This is a genomic window from Pseudomonas sp. GV105 (genome assembly GCF_003058185.1).
GTDB classification, from domain to species: domain Bacteria; phylum Pseudomonadota; class Gammaproteobacteria; order Pseudomonadales; family Pseudomonadaceae; genus Aquipseudomonas; species Aquipseudomonas veronii.
Window position 1 is genome coordinate 62,133 of record NZ_QBUF01000003.1, and the last position, 15,503, is coordinate 77,635.

Below are 15,503 nucleotides of genomic sequence, written 5' to 3' on the forward strand. Positions count from 1 at the left end.
TCACCAGATGGTGACATTCCCCCCAAACCCTTTACTGACCGATCGGCGTGACCGCGGCCGGCGCATTGAGGCGCTGGTTCAGGTTCTGCACCTGGCTCTGCAAGGTGGTGATATTGCGGGTGGTCTGGATGCGGAACACATCGAACTCTTTATTGGTCGGCGCGTCGCTATTGCCCGGCTGGTTGTCCTGCGCGCTCTTTAGCACCACCAGGTCTTGTTCAAGACGGGCGATGGCTGCACTCGGGTTGCCCTGTTTCTTCAGGGCCGCCACGTCGGCGACCAGTTCCCTGATCTCGGCATCGCGCTTGGCGGCCTCACCTTGTGCCGCCTTGAGGCTGGCCACGGCGTCGGTCAACGCCTGCACCTGGCCTTGCAGCTTGGCGTTGGCGTTCGACAGGTCGGTGGTGCTGGCGGTCATCTGGGCCAGGCGCTTATCCAGTTCGGTGGCCTGACCGGCCACGCCGACTTGCTGCTTGCCCTGCTCCAGCAACTGGGTTTCCAGCTGCTTGATCTGCAGTTTCAGCGCTTCGCTGCCGTTGTTCACGCTGGCCTCATTGGCCACGAACTTGCCGGAAATATCCTGCAGGCGCCCCGCCGCTTCTTCGCTGATGCGTGCAAAACTTTCCTGGGTGGCAACCAGTTGCTGGCCCATCAGGGAGATCTGCTGGAAGCTCCACCAGGCCAGGCCGGCAAAGGCGATCAGCAGCGCGCCGACCAAGGCCCACAGCGGCCCGGTACTGGCACTCTTGACCTTGACCACAGGGGTATTGCGCGAACGCACGGAGGTGGCGGCGGTCGGCACGAAATCATCATCGTCCAAGGAGTCGGCCCGCAGGCTGGGAACATTGTCGAAATCGTCGTTGGCATCGTTACGCATGAATCAACCCTGAATCGGTGAGATAGCTATCTGAAAAGCCGAGCGGCGGCAGTATAAACCGCTGTCCTACCGCACTGATCGACCTGGAACCCTGAATTCGGTTCCCGATGTGTTGCTGCTTGTGAGCTTACTTCAGCCCCGGTTCCTGGGCCTTCCACCAGCTGCAGAACTCGTCGAGCGCGGTCCACAGGCTGACCTTGGGGTCATAGTCGAGATAATGCCTTGCGCGGCTGATGTCGAGGGTGAAATCTTTGTTCATCACCTGCATGCCCAGGCGCGACAACGCCGGCTCCGGGCGCCCGGGCCACAGCGCGCAGAATGCCTCGTTCAACGCGGCGATACTGTAGGACAAACCGTAGGACCGATACCGCGTCACCTGGGGCAAGTCCATCTGGCGCATCACGTAGTTCACCACATCCCACACCGGCACCGGGGTGCCGTTGCTGATGTTGTAGGCTTTGCCCAGCGCCGAGCCGGTGGCGAGCAGACTGCTGAGCAGCGCTTCGTTGAGGTTGTGGACGCTGGTGAAGTCGACCTTGTTCAGGCCGTCGCCGACGATGGCCAGGCGGTTCTTGCGCTGCATTTTCAACAGACGCGGGAAGATGCTCATGTCGCCGGCGCCGGTGACAAAACGCGGGCGCAGGGCCAGGACTTCGAGGCCGAATTCCTGGGCACCGAACACCTTTTGCTCGGCCAGGTACTTGGTGGCGGCATAAGGATGCTTGAAGCGCTTGGGCACTTGGTCTTCGGTCAGCCCCAGGTGGTCGCGGCCGTCGAAATAGATCGATGGCGACGACAAGTGAACCAGGCGCCCGACCCGTTGCTTGAGGCAGGCTTCGACAACGTTCTCGGTCACCAGCACATTGCCCTGATGGAAATCCTGATAGCGCCCCCACAGCCCGACAGCGCCGGCGCAATGCACCACGGCTTCGACATCGCGGCACAGTTCGCGCACAAGGTCGGCATCATTCAAATCACCCTGGATAAACTCGGCACCGCGCCGTACCAGGTGTTCCACACCTTCGGCGCGCCGCCCGTTGACCCGCACGTCCAGGCCCTGCTCCAGGGCGAAACGCGCAAAGCGCCCGCCGATGAAGCCGCTTGCGCCGGTGACCAGAATCTTCATGTATTACTCCGTGTTCTTTCGTTTTTCATCGCTGTTGCCTTGACGCCCGCCATCAGTCCAACGGCACCAACCATTGACCACAGGCCTGGGCCAGATGGTCGGTCAACAAACCCAACAGTTGCCCGCCACTGCGCCAATGATGCCAGTACAGCGGCACATCGATGGGCTTATCTGGCAATAACTCGACCAATACGCCCCTTTGCAGCTGGTCGCCGACCTGCAGTTCAGGCACCAGGCCCCAACCGAGCCCGGCTTCCGCCAAGCGGATAAACCCTTCGGACGACGGGCACAAATGGTGCTCGAAACCGCCGTCCACCCCGAGCGCGGCCAGGTAGCGGTGTTGCAGGAAATCGTCCGGGCCGAATACCAAGGCCGGCGTGCGCGCCAGTTGATCGGCGCGCACGCCGTTGGGGAAGTGCCGTGCGATAAACGCCGGACTCGCCAGCGCCCGATAGCGCATGGCGCCCAGCAACAGGCTGCGCGCCCCGGCCACCGGGCGTTCACTGGCGCAGATACAGGCCGCCACTTCACCGGCGCGCATGCGCTTGAGGCCGACGGTCTGGTCTTCCACCACCAGGTCCAGCAGCAAATGCTGCTCGGCGCAAAAGTCGCTGACGGCCTCGGCCCACCAGGTGGCGAGGCTGTCGGCATTCAACGCGATGCGCAGGCGTTCGGGCATGCCTTCTTCATCCAGCGCCGGCACCTGGCTTTGCAAGTCGCGCTCCAGCAGCCGTACCTGTTGCACATGGTTGAGCAGGCGCCGGCCGATATCGGTCGGCGTCGGCGGTGTGGCCCGCACCAGCACCGGCTGGCCGATCCGTGCCTCCAGCAGCTTGATACGCTGGGAGATCGCCGATTGCGACAACCCCAGCACCTGGGCGCCGCGCTCGAAGCCGGCTTGTTCCACCACCGCCGCCAGGGCGGAGAGCAATTTATAGTCGAACATCAGTTTCTCTAATGAGCGATCAGCAATATTGGTTTTTCTTATACAGCCATGCCAGGGAAGATAGCCAGCATCGTTTCGGCTTGAGCAAGGATCTTCAACTATGTGGCAAAGCTATATGAACGGCCTGCTGGTCGCGTTGGGGCTGATCATGGCCATCGGCAGCCAGAACGCCTTTGTGCTCGCGCAAAGCCTGCGTCGTGAACACCACCTGCCGGTGGCGGCCCTGTGTGTGGTCTGCGATGCGCTGCTGGTGGCCGCCGGGGTATTCGGCCTGGCGACGATACTGGCGCAAAGCCCGATCCTGCTGGGGATTGCCCGCTGGGGCGGTGCCGCGTTCCTGCTGTGGTACGGCGCCTGCGCGCTGCGGCGGGCCTGTTCGAAACAGAGCCTCGACCAAGGCGACGCCCTCAAGGTGCGCTCATTGCGCGCCGTGTTGCTCAGCGCGTTGGCGGTGACGTTGCTCAACCCCCACGTTTACTTGGACACCGTGCTGCTGATTGGCTCGCTGGGCGCCCAACAGACCGAACCCGGCGCCTATGTGGCCGGCGCGGCCAGCGCTTCGTTCCTGTGGTTCGCCACGCTGGCGCTCGGCGCCGCCTGGTTGGCCCCGTGGCTGGCACGTCCGGCGACGTGGCGTCTGCTCGACCTTCTGGTGGCGGGGATGATGTTCAGCGTGGCCTATCAATTGATCAGTGCATGATGAATATTCCAAAACGCTCTGGAACCTCTATCCCACACAGTTGTTGCGTGGTTTTGCCACACCCCGGGTGCTATGATCCGGACCCTGCGCCGCAAAGAGTACAAACTCCCCGGCGCTTGTTTGGCCGCCCGTGATCGGCCTTGCGCTCACCGCAACTGACCTGATTAGGAGAATCATCATGGCTTTCGAATTGCCGCCGCTGCCCTACGCACACGATGCCCTGCAGCCGCACATTTCCAAGGAAACCTTGGAATACCACCACGACAAGCACCACAACACCTATGTCGTGAACCTGAACAACCTGGTGCCTGGCACCGAGTTCGAAGGCAAGACCCTGGAAGAAATCGTCAAGTCTTCTTCGGGCGGCATCTTCAACAACGCCGCTCAGGTCTGGAACCACACCTTCTACTGGAACTGCCTGGCGCCAAACGCCGGCGGTCAACCGACCGGCGCACTGGCTGAGGCCATCAACGCTGCGTTCGGTTCGTTCGACAAGTTCAAAGAAGAATTCACCAAGACGTCCGTCGGCACCTTCGGTTCCGGTTGGGGCTGGCTGGTGAAAAAGGCTGACGGTTCCCTGGCTCTGGCCAGCACCATCGGCGCCGGCAACCCGCTGACCAGCGGCGACACCCCGCTGCTGACCTGCGACGTCTGGGAACACGCTTACTACATCGACTACCGCAACGCCCGTCCAAAGTATGTGGAAGCGTTCTGGAACCTGGTCAACTGGAAGTTCGTGGCTGAGCAGTTCGAAGGCAAGGCCTTCACTGCCTAAGCAACCCTTGCAGTAAAAAGAGCCCGGCGATTGCCGGGCTTTTTTTTGTGCGTTCGACGGCGGCGCCAGTTGGGCATGACGGAACCAACTGCGCGGAAATTGCCACCCAGGCAGTGAGAGGAATGTCCCTTTCATTCAATGTCGGAGAATTAACTTATGATCGCAGGCGCAGCAGGATTAGGAGCAGCAGCCTCCGCAGCCGCAGCACTCGCCCCCGTGCTAATGCCGTTGGCTGAACAAGCCGCCGGTATGGCCATGAATGTCGCAAAAGACCTTCTGAAAAACGCAACGAGTGCTGCCGGCAGCGCAACGAATCAACAGCAGCAAATCAAATTCTGATTGGGAAAGCGTGAACGGTGGCGGAGCAAAATCAGTCCGCCATCACTTGAATTCCCCCCTCGCCTGACGACCCCGCCTGCAACAGACCGGCCCACCATGGCGTCATGGAGCATCGCGCCGCAATGTTCCTTTGACTGCCATCACCAGATTGCCAATACTCATGGCATATTGAAGGCCACCCGCATGAGACAAGGAATGCCCCTTTGAAGCTGGAACTCAAAAACAGCTTGTCGGTGAAGTTGCTACGGGTTGTGCTGCTGTCGGCATTGATCGTGGGCGTGGCGCTGAGCGTGGCGCAGATCGTTTTCGATGCCTACAAGACGCGCCAGGCCGTGGCCGATGATGCCCAGCGCATCCTCGACATGTTTCGCGACCCCTCGACCCAGGCCGTCTACAGCCTGGACCGCGAGATGGGCATGCAGGTGATCGAAGGTCTGTTTCAGGACGACGCGGTCCGCATGGCCTCCATCGGCCATCCCAACGAAACCATGCTCGCGGAAAAAAACCGCGCCTTGCAGCAATCCTCCAGCCGCTGGTTGACCGACCTGATTCTCGGCCAGGAGCGCACGTTCACCACCGCCCTGGTCGGCAAAGGCCCCTATAGCGAGTATTACGGCGACCTGAGCATCACGCTCGACACGGCCACCTACGGCAAGGGTTTCATTGTCAGCTCGGTGATCATTTTTATTTCCGGGGTGCTGCGCGCACTGGCCATGGGCCTGGTGCTGTACCTGGTGTATCACTGGCTGCTGACCAAGCCGCTGTCGCGGATTATCGAGCACCTGACCTCGATCAACCCCGACCGCCCCAGCGAACACAAGATCCCCCAGCTCAAGGGCCACGAACGCAATGAACTGGGGCTGTGGATCAATACGGCCAACCAGTTGCTCGAATCCATCGAACGCAACACCCACCTGCGCCATGAAGCGGAATCCAGCCTGCTGCGCATGGCCCAGTACGACTTTCTCACCGGCCTGCCGAACCGCCAGAAACTGCAGGAGCAACTGGACAAGATCCTGATCGACGCCGGCCGTCGGCAGCGCCGCGTCGCCGTGTTGTGCGTGGGCCTGGATGACTTCAAAAGCGTCAACGAGCAGTTCACCTACCAGGCCGGCGACAAACTGCTGCTGGCCCTGGCCGATCGCCTGCGCGCCCACAGCGGCCGCCTCGGCGCCCTCGCCCGCCTCGGCGGCGACCAGTTCGCCCTGGTGCAGGCCGATATCGATCAGCCCTACGAAGCCGCCGAGCTGGCGCAAAGCATCCTCGATGACCTGGAAGCGGAGTTTGCCCTCGACAGCGAGCAGATTCGCCTGCGCGCCACCATCGGCATCACCTTGTTCCCGGAAGACGGCGACAGCACCGAGAAACTGCTGCAAAAAGCCGAACAGACCATGACCCTGGCCAAGAGCCGCTCGCGCAACCGCTATCAGTTCTATATCGCCAGTGTCGACAGTGAAATGCGCCGACGCCGCGAACTGGAGAAAGACCTGCGCGACGCCTTGAGCCGCAACCAGTTTTACCTGGTGTACCAACCGCAGATCAGCTACCGCGACCACCGCGTGGTCGGCGTCGAAGCGTTGATCCGTTGGCAGCACCCGGAACACGGCCTGGTGCCGCCAGACTTGTTCATCCCCCTGGCGGAACAGAACGGCACGATTATCGCGATCGGTGAATGGGTGCTCGACCAGGCCTGTCGACAATTGCGCGAATGGCACGACCAGGGCTTCACCGAGCTGCGCATGGCGGTCAACCTGTCCACCGTGCAACTGCACCACACCGAATTGCCACGGGTGGTGAATAACCTGATGCAGATCTATCGCTTGCCACCGCGCAGCCTGGAACTGGAAGTGACCGAGACCGGCCTGATGGAAGACATCAGCACCGCCGCCCAGCACCTGCTGAGCCTGCGCCGCTCCGGCGCGCTGATCGCCATCGATGACTTCGGCACCGGCTATTCATCCTTGAGCTATCTGAAAAGCCTGCCGCTGGACAAGATCAAGATCGACAAGAGCTTCGTGCAGGACCTGCTCGACGATGACGACGACGCCACCATCGTGCGCGCGATTATCCAATTGGGTAAAAGCCTGGGCATGCAGGTGATCGCCGAAGGCGTGGAAACCGCGGAACAGGAGGCTTACATCATCTCCGAGGGCTGCCATGAAGGTCAGGGCTACCACTACAGCAAACCGTTGCCGGCACGGGAGTTGGCGGCGTATTTGAAGCAGGCCGAGCGCAATAACGCAGCCATTCTCTGACACGACCAAACGATAGTTGAGATTTCCCTCGTATAACCCTTTACAGAAAATGCAAATCTTTCGCATTATGTTGCAGTTTTGCGCGGCCCCCGCGCGCCCTATCAACGACCGATGCAGGATGTTCGCCATGATTCGTATGCCCCTGGCCACCGCCAGTCTGTTGGCCATTGCCATTTCGCTCGCCGGTTGCGGCGAAGGTAAAGACAAGGCCGCCGCGCCCCAGGCGCCGACCCCGGCCGCCAGCACTGCCGCTCCGGCGGCTGCCACCCCTGCCGGCCAGGTCGACGAAACCGCCGCCAAGGCCGTGGTCGCGCATTACGCTGACATGGTGTTCGCGGTGTACAGCGATGCCGAGTCCACCGCGAAAACCCTGCAAACCGCGATCGACACCTTCCTCGCCAACCCGAACGACGAGACCCTCAAAGCCGCCCGTACCGCCTGGGTCGCCGCGCGCGTGCCGTACCTGCAGAGCGAAGTGTTCCGCTTCGGCAACACCATCATCGACGACTGGGAAGGCCAAGTGAACGCCTGGCCCCTGGACGAAGGCCTGATCGACTACACCGACAAATCCTACGAGCACGCGCTGGGCAACCCTGGCGCCACGGCCAACATCATCGCCAACACCGAGATCCAGGTCGGCGAAGACAAGGTCGACGTCAAGGACATCACCCCGGAAAAACTCGCCAGCCTCAATGAGCTGGGCGGTTCCGAAGCCAACGTCGCCACCGGCTACCACGCCATCGAATTCCTGCTGTGGGGCCAGGACCTGAACGGCACCGGCCCGGGCGCCGGCAACCGTCCTGCGTCGGACTACATGACCGGCGACGGTGCAACCGGTGGCCACAACGAGCGCCGCCGCACGTACCTGCGCGCCGTGACGCAGTTGCTGGTCAGCGACCTGGAAGAAATGGTCGGCAACTGGAAACCCAACGTCGAAGACAACTACCGCGCCACCCTGGAGGCCGAACCGGCCACCGACGGCCTGCGCAAAATGCTGTTCGGCATGGGCAGCCTGTCGCTCGGCGAACTGGCCGGTGAGCGCATGAAGGTGTCCCTGGAAGCCAACTCGCCGGAAGACGAGCAGGACTGTTTCAGCGACAACACCCACAACTCGCACTTCTACGACGCCAAGGGCATCCGCAACGTCTACCTGGGCGAATACACCCGCACTGACGGCAGCAAAATGACCGGCGCCAGCCTGTCATCCCTGGTGGCCAAGGCCGACCCTGCCGCCGACGCCGCGTTGAAAGCGGACCTGGCGGCGACCGAAGCGAAGATCCAGGTCATGGTTGACCACGCCAACAAGGGTGAGCACTACGACCAGTTGATCGCTGCGGGTAACGACGCGGGCAACCAGATCGTGCGGGACGCCATCGCCGCACTGGTCAAGCAGACCGGCTCGATCGAAGCGGCTGCCGGCAAGCTGGGGATCAGCGACCTGAACCCGGATAGCGCTGATCACGAGTTCTGATCACTGCCGACGCCTAAGTGCCATAAAGAATGCCCCGACTCGCTCGGGGCATTTTTTTTACGCCCGCAGTCCAAGGCATTACACCCGAATGATAAAAATCTGCGGCGACGCGATGGGCGTCGTCAGTTGGATGCCGCCGATCAGCGGTACCAGGTTATGACTGGCCTCAGCCTGGGCGACCAGGGTTCGCGTCGGCTCATCCATCAAGCTGCGGTAGGGCGCAACCTGCGCGTCGGCGGCAATCCGCTCACCGACCACACGCCGCGTTCTCAACCAATACAGCCTGACATCCCCCGCACGCCGGAACAGCAGCTCGCCGGCAACGTCATAGCCGCCAAGCACGCCGTAGCGACAGCGGCTCACCACCTCGCTCATCAAGCTCCGCAACCAGCCGGCCGAGCCGGGCGGGAGCGCGTTGAACAGCGGCACCGCGACGGGCTCCGGACGAAAGTCCAGGCGGCGGTAATGCCCGGGCGCGGTCGGTAACAGCCAACTGCCGTCGCTGAGCGTGTGGGTGGGCGGCAGCAACGAAAACGGATCGGCCAACCGCCCCTGCGCCGTGGGCAGCCAGAACTGCCAGTCCCGCAGGGTGCGTATCAGCGAGCGCAGGCCCAGTTGGGTCAAGCCCCCCGGGTTGGCCCGATTGAATAGGATCTGGGCGAGTTCGACTTGGCTGCGGGTGGTCAACAGCGCAAACGCCTCGCGCACATAGGCGGTGACCAGTTTTTTCAAGGCCACGCCACTGGCGACGACCCACAGCCCATCACCGGTGGCAAACTTCACCTGTCGGGGCTGATTGTAAATGCCGGAGAGCAGCAGGTTTTCCAGATCCAGGAAATGCATGGCCGGCCGCCTCGGGTCACGAATCAATACGTCGTTGGGCGCGCTGGGGTCGCGGGGCAAAATCGCGAAATAGCGCTGGTCCATCTTGATGTATTCCTGCCCCAGCCACTGCGGATCACCGGCAACCCGCCGATAGATGCCCCGCGTCGCATCCACCACCTCGAGTTCGGCCACGTCGAGGGTTCTGCCCCACTCGATGAATTGTTCGTTTGCAGGACGCACCACCGTGGCCTCGGGCGCCGCGACACGGGTACTGGCGCGTGGTGGCGTCGGTAGGCTCGGTGGCAGCTCGGCGGGCGGCGGATGGCGGGTCGCCACCACCGGCAGGTCTGGCAGATCAATCCCGTCCAGACGCCACTGAAACCGCAGAAGCGGTACGTTCAGATAGGTCTCGAAGGCCGCCGTGGAGAGCCTCAGCCGCAGGTTTTCGACCAAGGCCAGCCGATATTCGATTTCGCGCCCCGCCGGGAAGTTGAACGACTCAAACACGCGTCTGGCCTGCACCTCATCCAGCCGAGGGTAAAGGTCCCTGAGGGCACGCTCCGGCGCGTTGCCGCCCTTGAGTCCGGCTAGCGGATGGGAACCTATTTCCCACTGCCCCGACGCATTCCGCCGAATCGGCGCGTAGTGATATTGCGTCAGCTTGCGTGCGTCCCTGAGCCGCCAGGCGGCTTTGTCGCCGTCATCGAGGATCGAGTACCAACGCCCACCGTCATTGAGGAAGTAGTGCTGGGCACCCGCGGCGTTCGAGGGCGCGTGATACACGCCCTGGCCTTCCCATCCGGCCAACGGCACCACGCCGTCGGGCTTTTTCCCCAGCGCCATCTCCGCCGGCAACGCCCTTGGCCGGGAGCCCGCCACCGGTGCGCGGGCGCCGACCGCGCCGTCCACCAGCGCACCGACCAGCTCCCCCAGCGAGCGCACGAAAGACTGTGCGGCACCGGCGCGGTCGCCCAGGTCCAGCGCCTCGACGGCGTTGAACACCGAAAACAGGCTGCGCGCCAAACCGATCGGCAACATGATCCTGACCGGCAGCACCACGGACAGCACGTCGAAGGCCACGGTGGCGACGTTCAGGCCGGTTTCGATATCGACTTGCCGGGTGCTCTTCACTTGCGCGGCGGCGTCGTTGATCACGCAGTTCGCTTCAGCCTCATAAGCCTCCTCGAAGAAGTCGTCGGCAATCCGGCTCAGGCTCACCATCGACACGTCGCCGCGGCCCCTGAGCACGGCGCGGACGTGAGGCTCGAAGGCCCGCTCCACGCGCCCCAGCAGGTAGGCGCGCCAACTGCTGTTGATGATGAAGTCGCTCATCAGGCGGTCTTTGGCGTACTCGTGGAACACGCGACCGTCGGGCGCCTGCGGGGTGTACACAACGATCGAGCCGACCCCGGCGGCGGCCGTGCCGAACAGCAGTACCCCGCGCACGCGCTGACCGCGCAGTTTCAAGTGCTGCACGAGAATCCGATGCCCGTCGACGCGCTCGCGCCGATCACTGTCGACGGGGGCATCGAGCACCGCCCGCACCCAATTGAAGCCACGGGCCAGGCGGTCCGGGAGGAAGTCGCCGTGGATCTTGGCCTCGATGGCGTCGAGACGCAGTTGCCGCCGCATGACTTGGCCATAGGTGTGTTTTTGCGCGAGCGCAGCCGGCGAGGTGATAAGGCGGTCCTTCAGAAAGGTGTCGTAGCCTTGTCCGACATTGACCGCGCGCACCAGATCCTTGACCTGTTGCAGGGTCAGCCCGTCATAGGCCGGGGCCGCCTCCAGATCTTCGGGGAGCAGTGCTTCATCAGGCTTTTTGCGCGTGCTTTCACTGAGCCTGGAAAAGTGCGTGAAGTTAAAATCCAGCCCGCCGAGATTCTCCAGGGCCAGCTCGGTCAGCGTGCGGCTTCGCTGCCGGAACAACGCTGTACCGGGCTCGCGCGGCGCCGGAGCAGGCGCGCCCGGAACCACGACAGTCGCCGGCACGAACGGTTCTTTGGTGTGTACGCGGACAGTGTCGGGGTCGATGTCCAGTGCATAGTCAGCCTTGAGGCGAATGCGCAGCTGTTGGTTGGCGTATGCCAGCAGCGTCGGTTTATCACTGAATTGCGCCAGCGACGGCAAGCCCTCGGCGTCCGGCAGGCGCGACAGCAGCTCGTAATAATCGGCCATCGCGGCGCGCCACGCCTGTTTATCGGCGGGGGATGCGTCGTGCAGAAAGGTCCGGAGCTGCGCCTGTCCGCGCTTGATTTCGCGGCCCCACAACACCCCGCCAGCACTGAAAAGGCGAGCGGGGTCCGTGACCCGGTCCAGCACCTGCGGCAGCTCAGCCACTTCGATGGGGTCGACCGGTGACGGGTAGCGCGACAGGGTTGAGGTGAAGTTGTCGAGCATCAACCGGCATTGCGCCTCGACACTCTCAACGAACGGCGACTCGAGCTGTTCATGGTAGACCACCTGCCCCGTGGCCTTGAGCTGACGATGCAGGGCCAAGCCTTGCGCCTGGTCCGCCACCGCCAGGCCAGCGAGCACAGCGGCGAATTCGACGGGGTGGTTCAAACGCCGATGCAACTCCCGATCCAGGCTGGCCAGGGAGTCAAACGCTTCAAGCCCAGAGTCCGGCAGAAACAGCAGCAGCGTGCCGACGTTCATGCTTGGGTCCACGGGGCGCACCCGAGCCGGCTCGACCGCCTCCTGCGCCCTCACCACGGCTTGTTCCGGGTCTCTGGAGGTCAGCACAAAGGCGCCGCGCAAGGTCAGGTCCGCAGCGCCGGGAGCTCCCTTGAGGGCAACCGCGTAGACACACGGCCGGTCAGCGCGCAGCGCCTGTCGTGCCTGGGCGTGCGGGTGACGCAGTACCAGGGCGAACAGGTCCTGGTCGGCGGGGCTGAGCAGGCGGTCGGCAGCCAGTAGCGCCACTTCGGTTTTCAGCAGCTCGATACGGGTTTGCACCAACCATTGTTTCTGCGTGCGCGCATCGGTCAGGCTGCGCGCGCGCGTCCAGAAGGCTTGCACGAAAGCGCTGTAAGAAGCAGTCAGCCCGGTGGCCAGACGGTCGAGGAATTTATCCAGCCCGGCCGGGGTGATACCGCTCAAGGGCAGCAGCGCTTCGCCCGTCGCCGGCAGCCGATGCAGGGTCGCCATGCGCCCCGCATAACTCGCTGGCTGGTCAGCGGTGATACGTTGCACCACCGCATCGAACAGCGTGGGCAGCAACTCGACCTCGGTGGGCGGTTGCGCCTCTGACGTCGCTGGCGGGATGGACGTCTCCGGCAGTCGGATGAAGGCGTGGCGCACATCGAGGCTGGGCGTCAAGGTCGGGAATGCTTGCTCGAACGCATGCTGCACAAATGAATGGAACGTCGGTGGCGACTGAAACTGCTCGGCGATCTGGCGGTCGAGCGCCATTAACTGTTCGCGCAACGCAACCTGTTGCGGTGCGTCCTTGACAGTTGGCGGTGCAGATAACAATAAATCAGACGGCATGGTGGCCTCTCGAATAGGAAACATACCGGCCCATCGTGCCTAAGCGCCCCCTGAACCATGCGCTACATAGCTACGCGCCGCCGATCGGCGGCCAAGGTTTACATGCCCTGCACCCCAGGTAGAATGGCGCCCTTCCCCTGTCACCCGAGCAGACTTCATGGCGTTGCCGACCCTTCGCATCATTGGCTTCATCATCGGCATCTTCCTGATCACCCTCGCGATCGCCATGGTCGTTCCGATGGCCATCCTGGTGATCTTCGAACGCACCAGCGACCTGCCGTCGTTCCTGTGGGCCAGCCTGATTACCTTTATCGCCGGCCTGGCCCTGGTGATTCCCGGTCGCCCGGAACATATCCACCTGCGTCCCCGGGACATGTACCTGCTGACGGTGAGCAGTTGGGTGGTGGTGTGCATCTTCGCCGCGCTGCCGTTTTTCCTGACGCAGAACATCAGCTACACCGACTCGTTTTTTGAAAGCATGTCCGGCATCACCGCCACCGGTTCCACGGTGTTGAGCGGGCTGGACACCATGTCGCCCGGCATTTTGATGTGGCGTTCGCTGCTGCACTGGCTCGGCGGGATCGGCTTTATCGGCATGGCGGTGGCGATCCTGCCGCTGCTGCGCATTGGTGGCATGCGCCTGTTCCAGACCGAGTCCTCGGACCGTTCGGAAAAGGTCATGCCGCGTTCGCACATGGTGGCGCGGCTGATCGTGGCGGCGTATGTGGGCATCACCATCCTCGGCAGCCTGGCGTTCTGGTGGGCCGGGATGGGCTTGTTCGATGCGATCAACCATGCGATGTCGGCGATTTCCACCGGCGGGTTTTCCACCTCCGATGAGTCCCTGGCGCACTGGAAACAACCGGCGGTGCATTGGGTGGCGGTGGTGGTGATGATCCTCGGCAGCCTGCCGTTCACCCTGTACGTCGCCACGTTGCGCGGCAACCGCCGGGCGTTGATCAAGGATCAGCAGGTGCAGGGTTTGCTCGCCTTGCTGTTGGTGACCTGGCTGGTGCTCGGCACCTGGTACTGGTGGACCACCAACCTGCACTGGCTGGATGCGCTGCGCCATGTGGCCCTGAACGTGACGTCGGTGGTGACGACGACCGGTTTTGCACTGGGGGACTACAGCCTGTGGGGCAATTTCTCACTGATGCTGTTTTTCTACCTGGGTTTTATCGGCGGTTGCTCGGGGTCAACGGCGGGCGGGATCAAGATCTTCCGCTTCCAGGTCGCCTATATCCTGCTCAAGGCCAACTTGAACCAGTTGATTCACCCGCGCGCGGTGATCAAGCAGAAGTACAACGGTCACCGCCTCGACGAAGAGATCGTGCGTTCGATCCTGACCTTCTCGTTTTTCTTCGCCATCACCATTTGCATGATCGCCCTGGCCTTGTCGCTGCTCGGCCTGGACTGGATGACCGCGCTGACCGGCGCCGCCAGCACGGTATCCGGGGTCGGCCCGGGCCTGGGCGAAACCATCGGCCCGGCCGGCAACTTCGCCAGCCTGCCGGACGCGGCCAAGTGGATCCTGGCGCTGGGCATGCTGCTCGGCCGGCTGGAAATCATCACAGTCTTTGTTCTGTGCATCCCGGCGTTCTGGCGTCACTGACCGTCGACGCATCCAGCAAGCGCGCGCGGTACTCGCCGGGCGTGGCGTCGAACCAGCGGCGGAAGGCGCGGAAGAAGTTGCTCGGGTCGGCAAAGCCCAGCAGGTAGGCGATCTCCAGCAGGGTCATGCTCGGCTGCGCCAGGTATTGCTCGGCGAGTTCGCGGCGGGTGTCGTCCAGCAGGGTCTGGAAACTGGTGCCCTCTTCCTGCAGACGTCGCTGCAACGTGCGTTGGGACAGATGCAGGGTCTGGGCCACCACTTCGCGCTTGGGTTCGCCCTGGGGCAACAGGCGGCACAGCACCTGCCGCGCCTTGTGGGTCACACGGCTTTCGGAGAAGCGCGCCAGGTATTCACCGGCAAACCGGTCGTGCAGCAGCGCCATTGCCTCATTGGCGGTGGGCAGCGGCGCCTCCATGTCGGCGCGCTCGAAAATCAGCGCGTCATAGGCTGCGTTGAATTCCAGGGGCGCATGGAACGCCTGTTTGTAGGGCGCGAGGTCGGCGGGTTGCTCACCTTGCAGCAGCACCTTGCGCGGTTGCAGGGTACGCCCGGTCAACCAACCGCACAGCGCCAGCGCACAGGCCAGCGAGGCTTCGGCGCTTTGCCGGGTGGGCGGCAGGTGATCGCCATGTACTGTCAGAATCAGCGCATAGCCTTCGGGTAATAATCGGAAACTCAGGTCAGCGCTTTCGGCGATGATCCGCTGGTAGCGCACCAGGCGCATAAAGCCTTCCGCCAATGTGTTGCTGGACATCAGCGCGTAACCGGTCACGTGAAACGACGCCGGGCGCACCACTTTGCCCATGTTCAGGCCAATCGCGGGGTTGCCCGACAATTCCACGGCACGCTGCCACAGCCGCGTCATGGAGTCTTGCGGAAAGCGCGCATCGGGGTCGTTGAGGGCGGCATAGTCCAGGCCCAATTGTTTGAACAACACCTGGCAATCCAGGCCGTCCATTTCCAGTGCCTTGACTATCCCCATCGCCCAGCTTGCAGAAGTTGTTCGTTCGCTCATGGCGTCTTCTTAATAAAGCAGGCTGAAACCGCAGCCAGGAAGGCAAGGATACTAAAGTGGCATCTAATGTCAC

General features: G+C 62.9%; 11 protein-coding genes. 6 read left to right on the top strand and 5 right to left on the bottom strand.

Features of this window, described 5'->3' with window-relative positions:
* Positions 1-31: 31 nt before the first annotated feature.
* The 3 genes from C8K66_RS06495 to C8K66_RS06505 form a co-directional block, all read right to left on the bottom strand.
* Entirely contained in the window at positions 32-877 is an 846-nt protein-coding gene (locus C8K66_RS06495; protein WP_057004514.1) for a hypothetical protein, read from the bottom strand.
* Between the two features lie 127 nt (positions 878-1,004).
* Complete coding sequence (locus tag C8K66_RS06500; protein WP_046382282.1) at positions 1,005-2,003, bottom strand: NAD(P)-dependent oxidoreductase; 999 nt, start codon at positions 2,001-2,003, stop codon at positions 1,005-1,007.
* Between the two features lie 52 nt (positions 2,004-2,055).
* On the bottom strand, positions 2,056-2,949 hold the full coding sequence (locus tag C8K66_RS06505) for a LysR family transcriptional regulator ArgP (RefSeq protein ID WP_017847178.1): 894 nt from the start codon (positions 2,947-2,949) through the stop codon (positions 2,056-2,058).
* Positions 2,950-3,049: 100 nt separating this feature from the next.
* On the opposite strand from C8K66_RS06505, the gene C8K66_RS06510 reads away from it, so the two are divergent.
* The 5 genes from C8K66_RS06510 (at position 3,050) to C8K66_RS06530 (ending at position 8,489) form a co-directional block, all read left to right on the top strand.
* The gene (locus C8K66_RS06510) at positions 3,050-3,649 is read left to right on the top strand and encodes a LysE/ArgO family amino acid transporter (RefSeq protein ID WP_017847177.1); all 600 of its coding nucleotides are present in this window, start codon (positions 3,050-3,052) and stop codon (positions 3,647-3,649) included.
* 178 nt (positions 3,650-3,827) lie between these two features.
* Positions 3,828-4,424 carry a superoxide dismutase gene (locus C8K66_RS06515; protein ID WP_017847176.1) on the top strand — a complete coding sequence of 199 codons (597 nt, stop codon included), beginning with the start codon at positions 3,828-3,830 and terminating at the stop codon, positions 4,422-4,424.
* 156 nt (positions 4,425-4,580) lie between these two features.
* The gene (locus C8K66_RS06520) at positions 4,581-4,763 is read left to right on the top strand and encodes a hypothetical protein (RefSeq protein ID WP_017847175.1); all 183 of its coding nucleotides are present in this window, start codon (positions 4,581-4,583) and stop codon (positions 4,761-4,763) included.
* A 203-nt stretch (positions 4,764-4,966) separates the two neighbouring features.
* Complete coding sequence (locus tag C8K66_RS06525) at positions 4,967-7,018, top strand: bifunctional diguanylate cyclase/phosphodiesterase (protein ID WP_017847174.1); 2,052 nt, start codon at positions 4,967-4,969, stop codon at positions 7,016-7,018.
* A 127-nt stretch (positions 7,019-7,145) separates the two neighbouring features.
* Complete coding sequence (locus tag C8K66_RS06530) at positions 7,146-8,489, top strand: imelysin family protein (RefSeq protein ID WP_102617884.1); 1,344 nt, start codon at positions 7,146-7,148, stop codon at positions 8,487-8,489.
* 78 nt (positions 8,490-8,567) lie between these two features.
* On the opposite strand, the gene C8K66_RS06535 is transcribed toward C8K66_RS06530, so the two are convergent.
* Positions 8,568-12,803 (bottom strand): dermonecrotic toxin domain-containing protein, encoded by a 4,236-nt coding sequence (locus C8K66_RS06535; protein ID WP_165933318.1) that lies wholly within the window; start codon positions 12,801-12,803, stop codon positions 8,568-8,570.
* 157 nt (positions 12,804-12,960) lie between these two features.
* Between C8K66_RS06535 and C8K66_RS06540 the strand changes: the two genes are divergently transcribed.
* Positions 12,961-14,415, top strand: coding sequence for a TrkH family potassium uptake protein (locus tag C8K66_RS06540; protein WP_057004517.1), 1,455 nt, complete (start codon positions 12,961-12,963; stop codon positions 14,413-14,415).
* On the opposite strand, the gene C8K66_RS06545 is transcribed toward C8K66_RS06540, so the two are convergent.
* A complete protein-coding gene (locus C8K66_RS06545) occupies positions 14,372-15,430 on the bottom strand; it encodes an AraC family transcriptional regulator (RefSeq protein ID WP_046382278.1) in 1,059 nt (352 codons plus the stop codon). The genes C8K66_RS06540 and C8K66_RS06545 overlap by 44 nt on opposite strands.
* Positions 15,431-15,503: the final 73 nt, after the last annotated feature.

Coding starts and splice junctions, on each gene's coding strand:
- C8K66_RS06495 (WP_057004514.1), bottom strand. CDS start 877: ATGCGTAACGATGCCAACGACGATTTCGACAATGTTCCCAGCCTGCGG.
- C8K66_RS06500 (WP_046382282.1), bottom strand. CDS start 2,003: ATGAAGATTCTGGTCACCGGCGCAAGCGGCTTCATCGGCGGGCGCTTT.
- C8K66_RS06505 (WP_017847178.1), bottom strand. CDS start 2,949: ATGTTCGACTATAAATTGCTCTCCGCCCTGGCGGCGGTGGTGGAACAA.
- C8K66_RS06510 (WP_017847177.1), top strand. CDS start 3,050: ATGTGGCAAAGCTATATGAACGGCCTGCTGGTCGCGTTGGGGCTGATC.
- C8K66_RS06515 (WP_017847176.1), top strand. CDS start 3,828: ATGGCTTTCGAATTGCCGCCGCTGCCCTACGCACACGATGCCCTGCAG.
- C8K66_RS06520 (WP_017847175.1), top strand. CDS start 4,581: ATGATCGCAGGCGCAGCAGGATTAGGAGCAGCAGCCTCCGCAGCCGCA.
- C8K66_RS06530 (WP_102617884.1), top strand. CDS start 7,146: ATGATTCGTATGCCCCTGGCCACCGCCAGTCTGTTGGCCATTGCCATT.
- C8K66_RS06535 (WP_165933318.1), bottom strand. CDS start 12,803: ATGCCGTCTGATTTATTGTTATCTGCACCGCCAACTGTCAAGGACGCA.
- C8K66_RS06540 (WP_057004517.1), top strand. CDS start 12,961: ATGGCGTTGCCGACCCTTCGCATCATTGGCTTCATCATCGGCATCTTC.
- C8K66_RS06545 (WP_046382278.1), bottom strand. CDS start 15,430: ATGAGCGAACGAACAACTTCTGCAAGCTGGGCGATGGGGATAGTCAAG.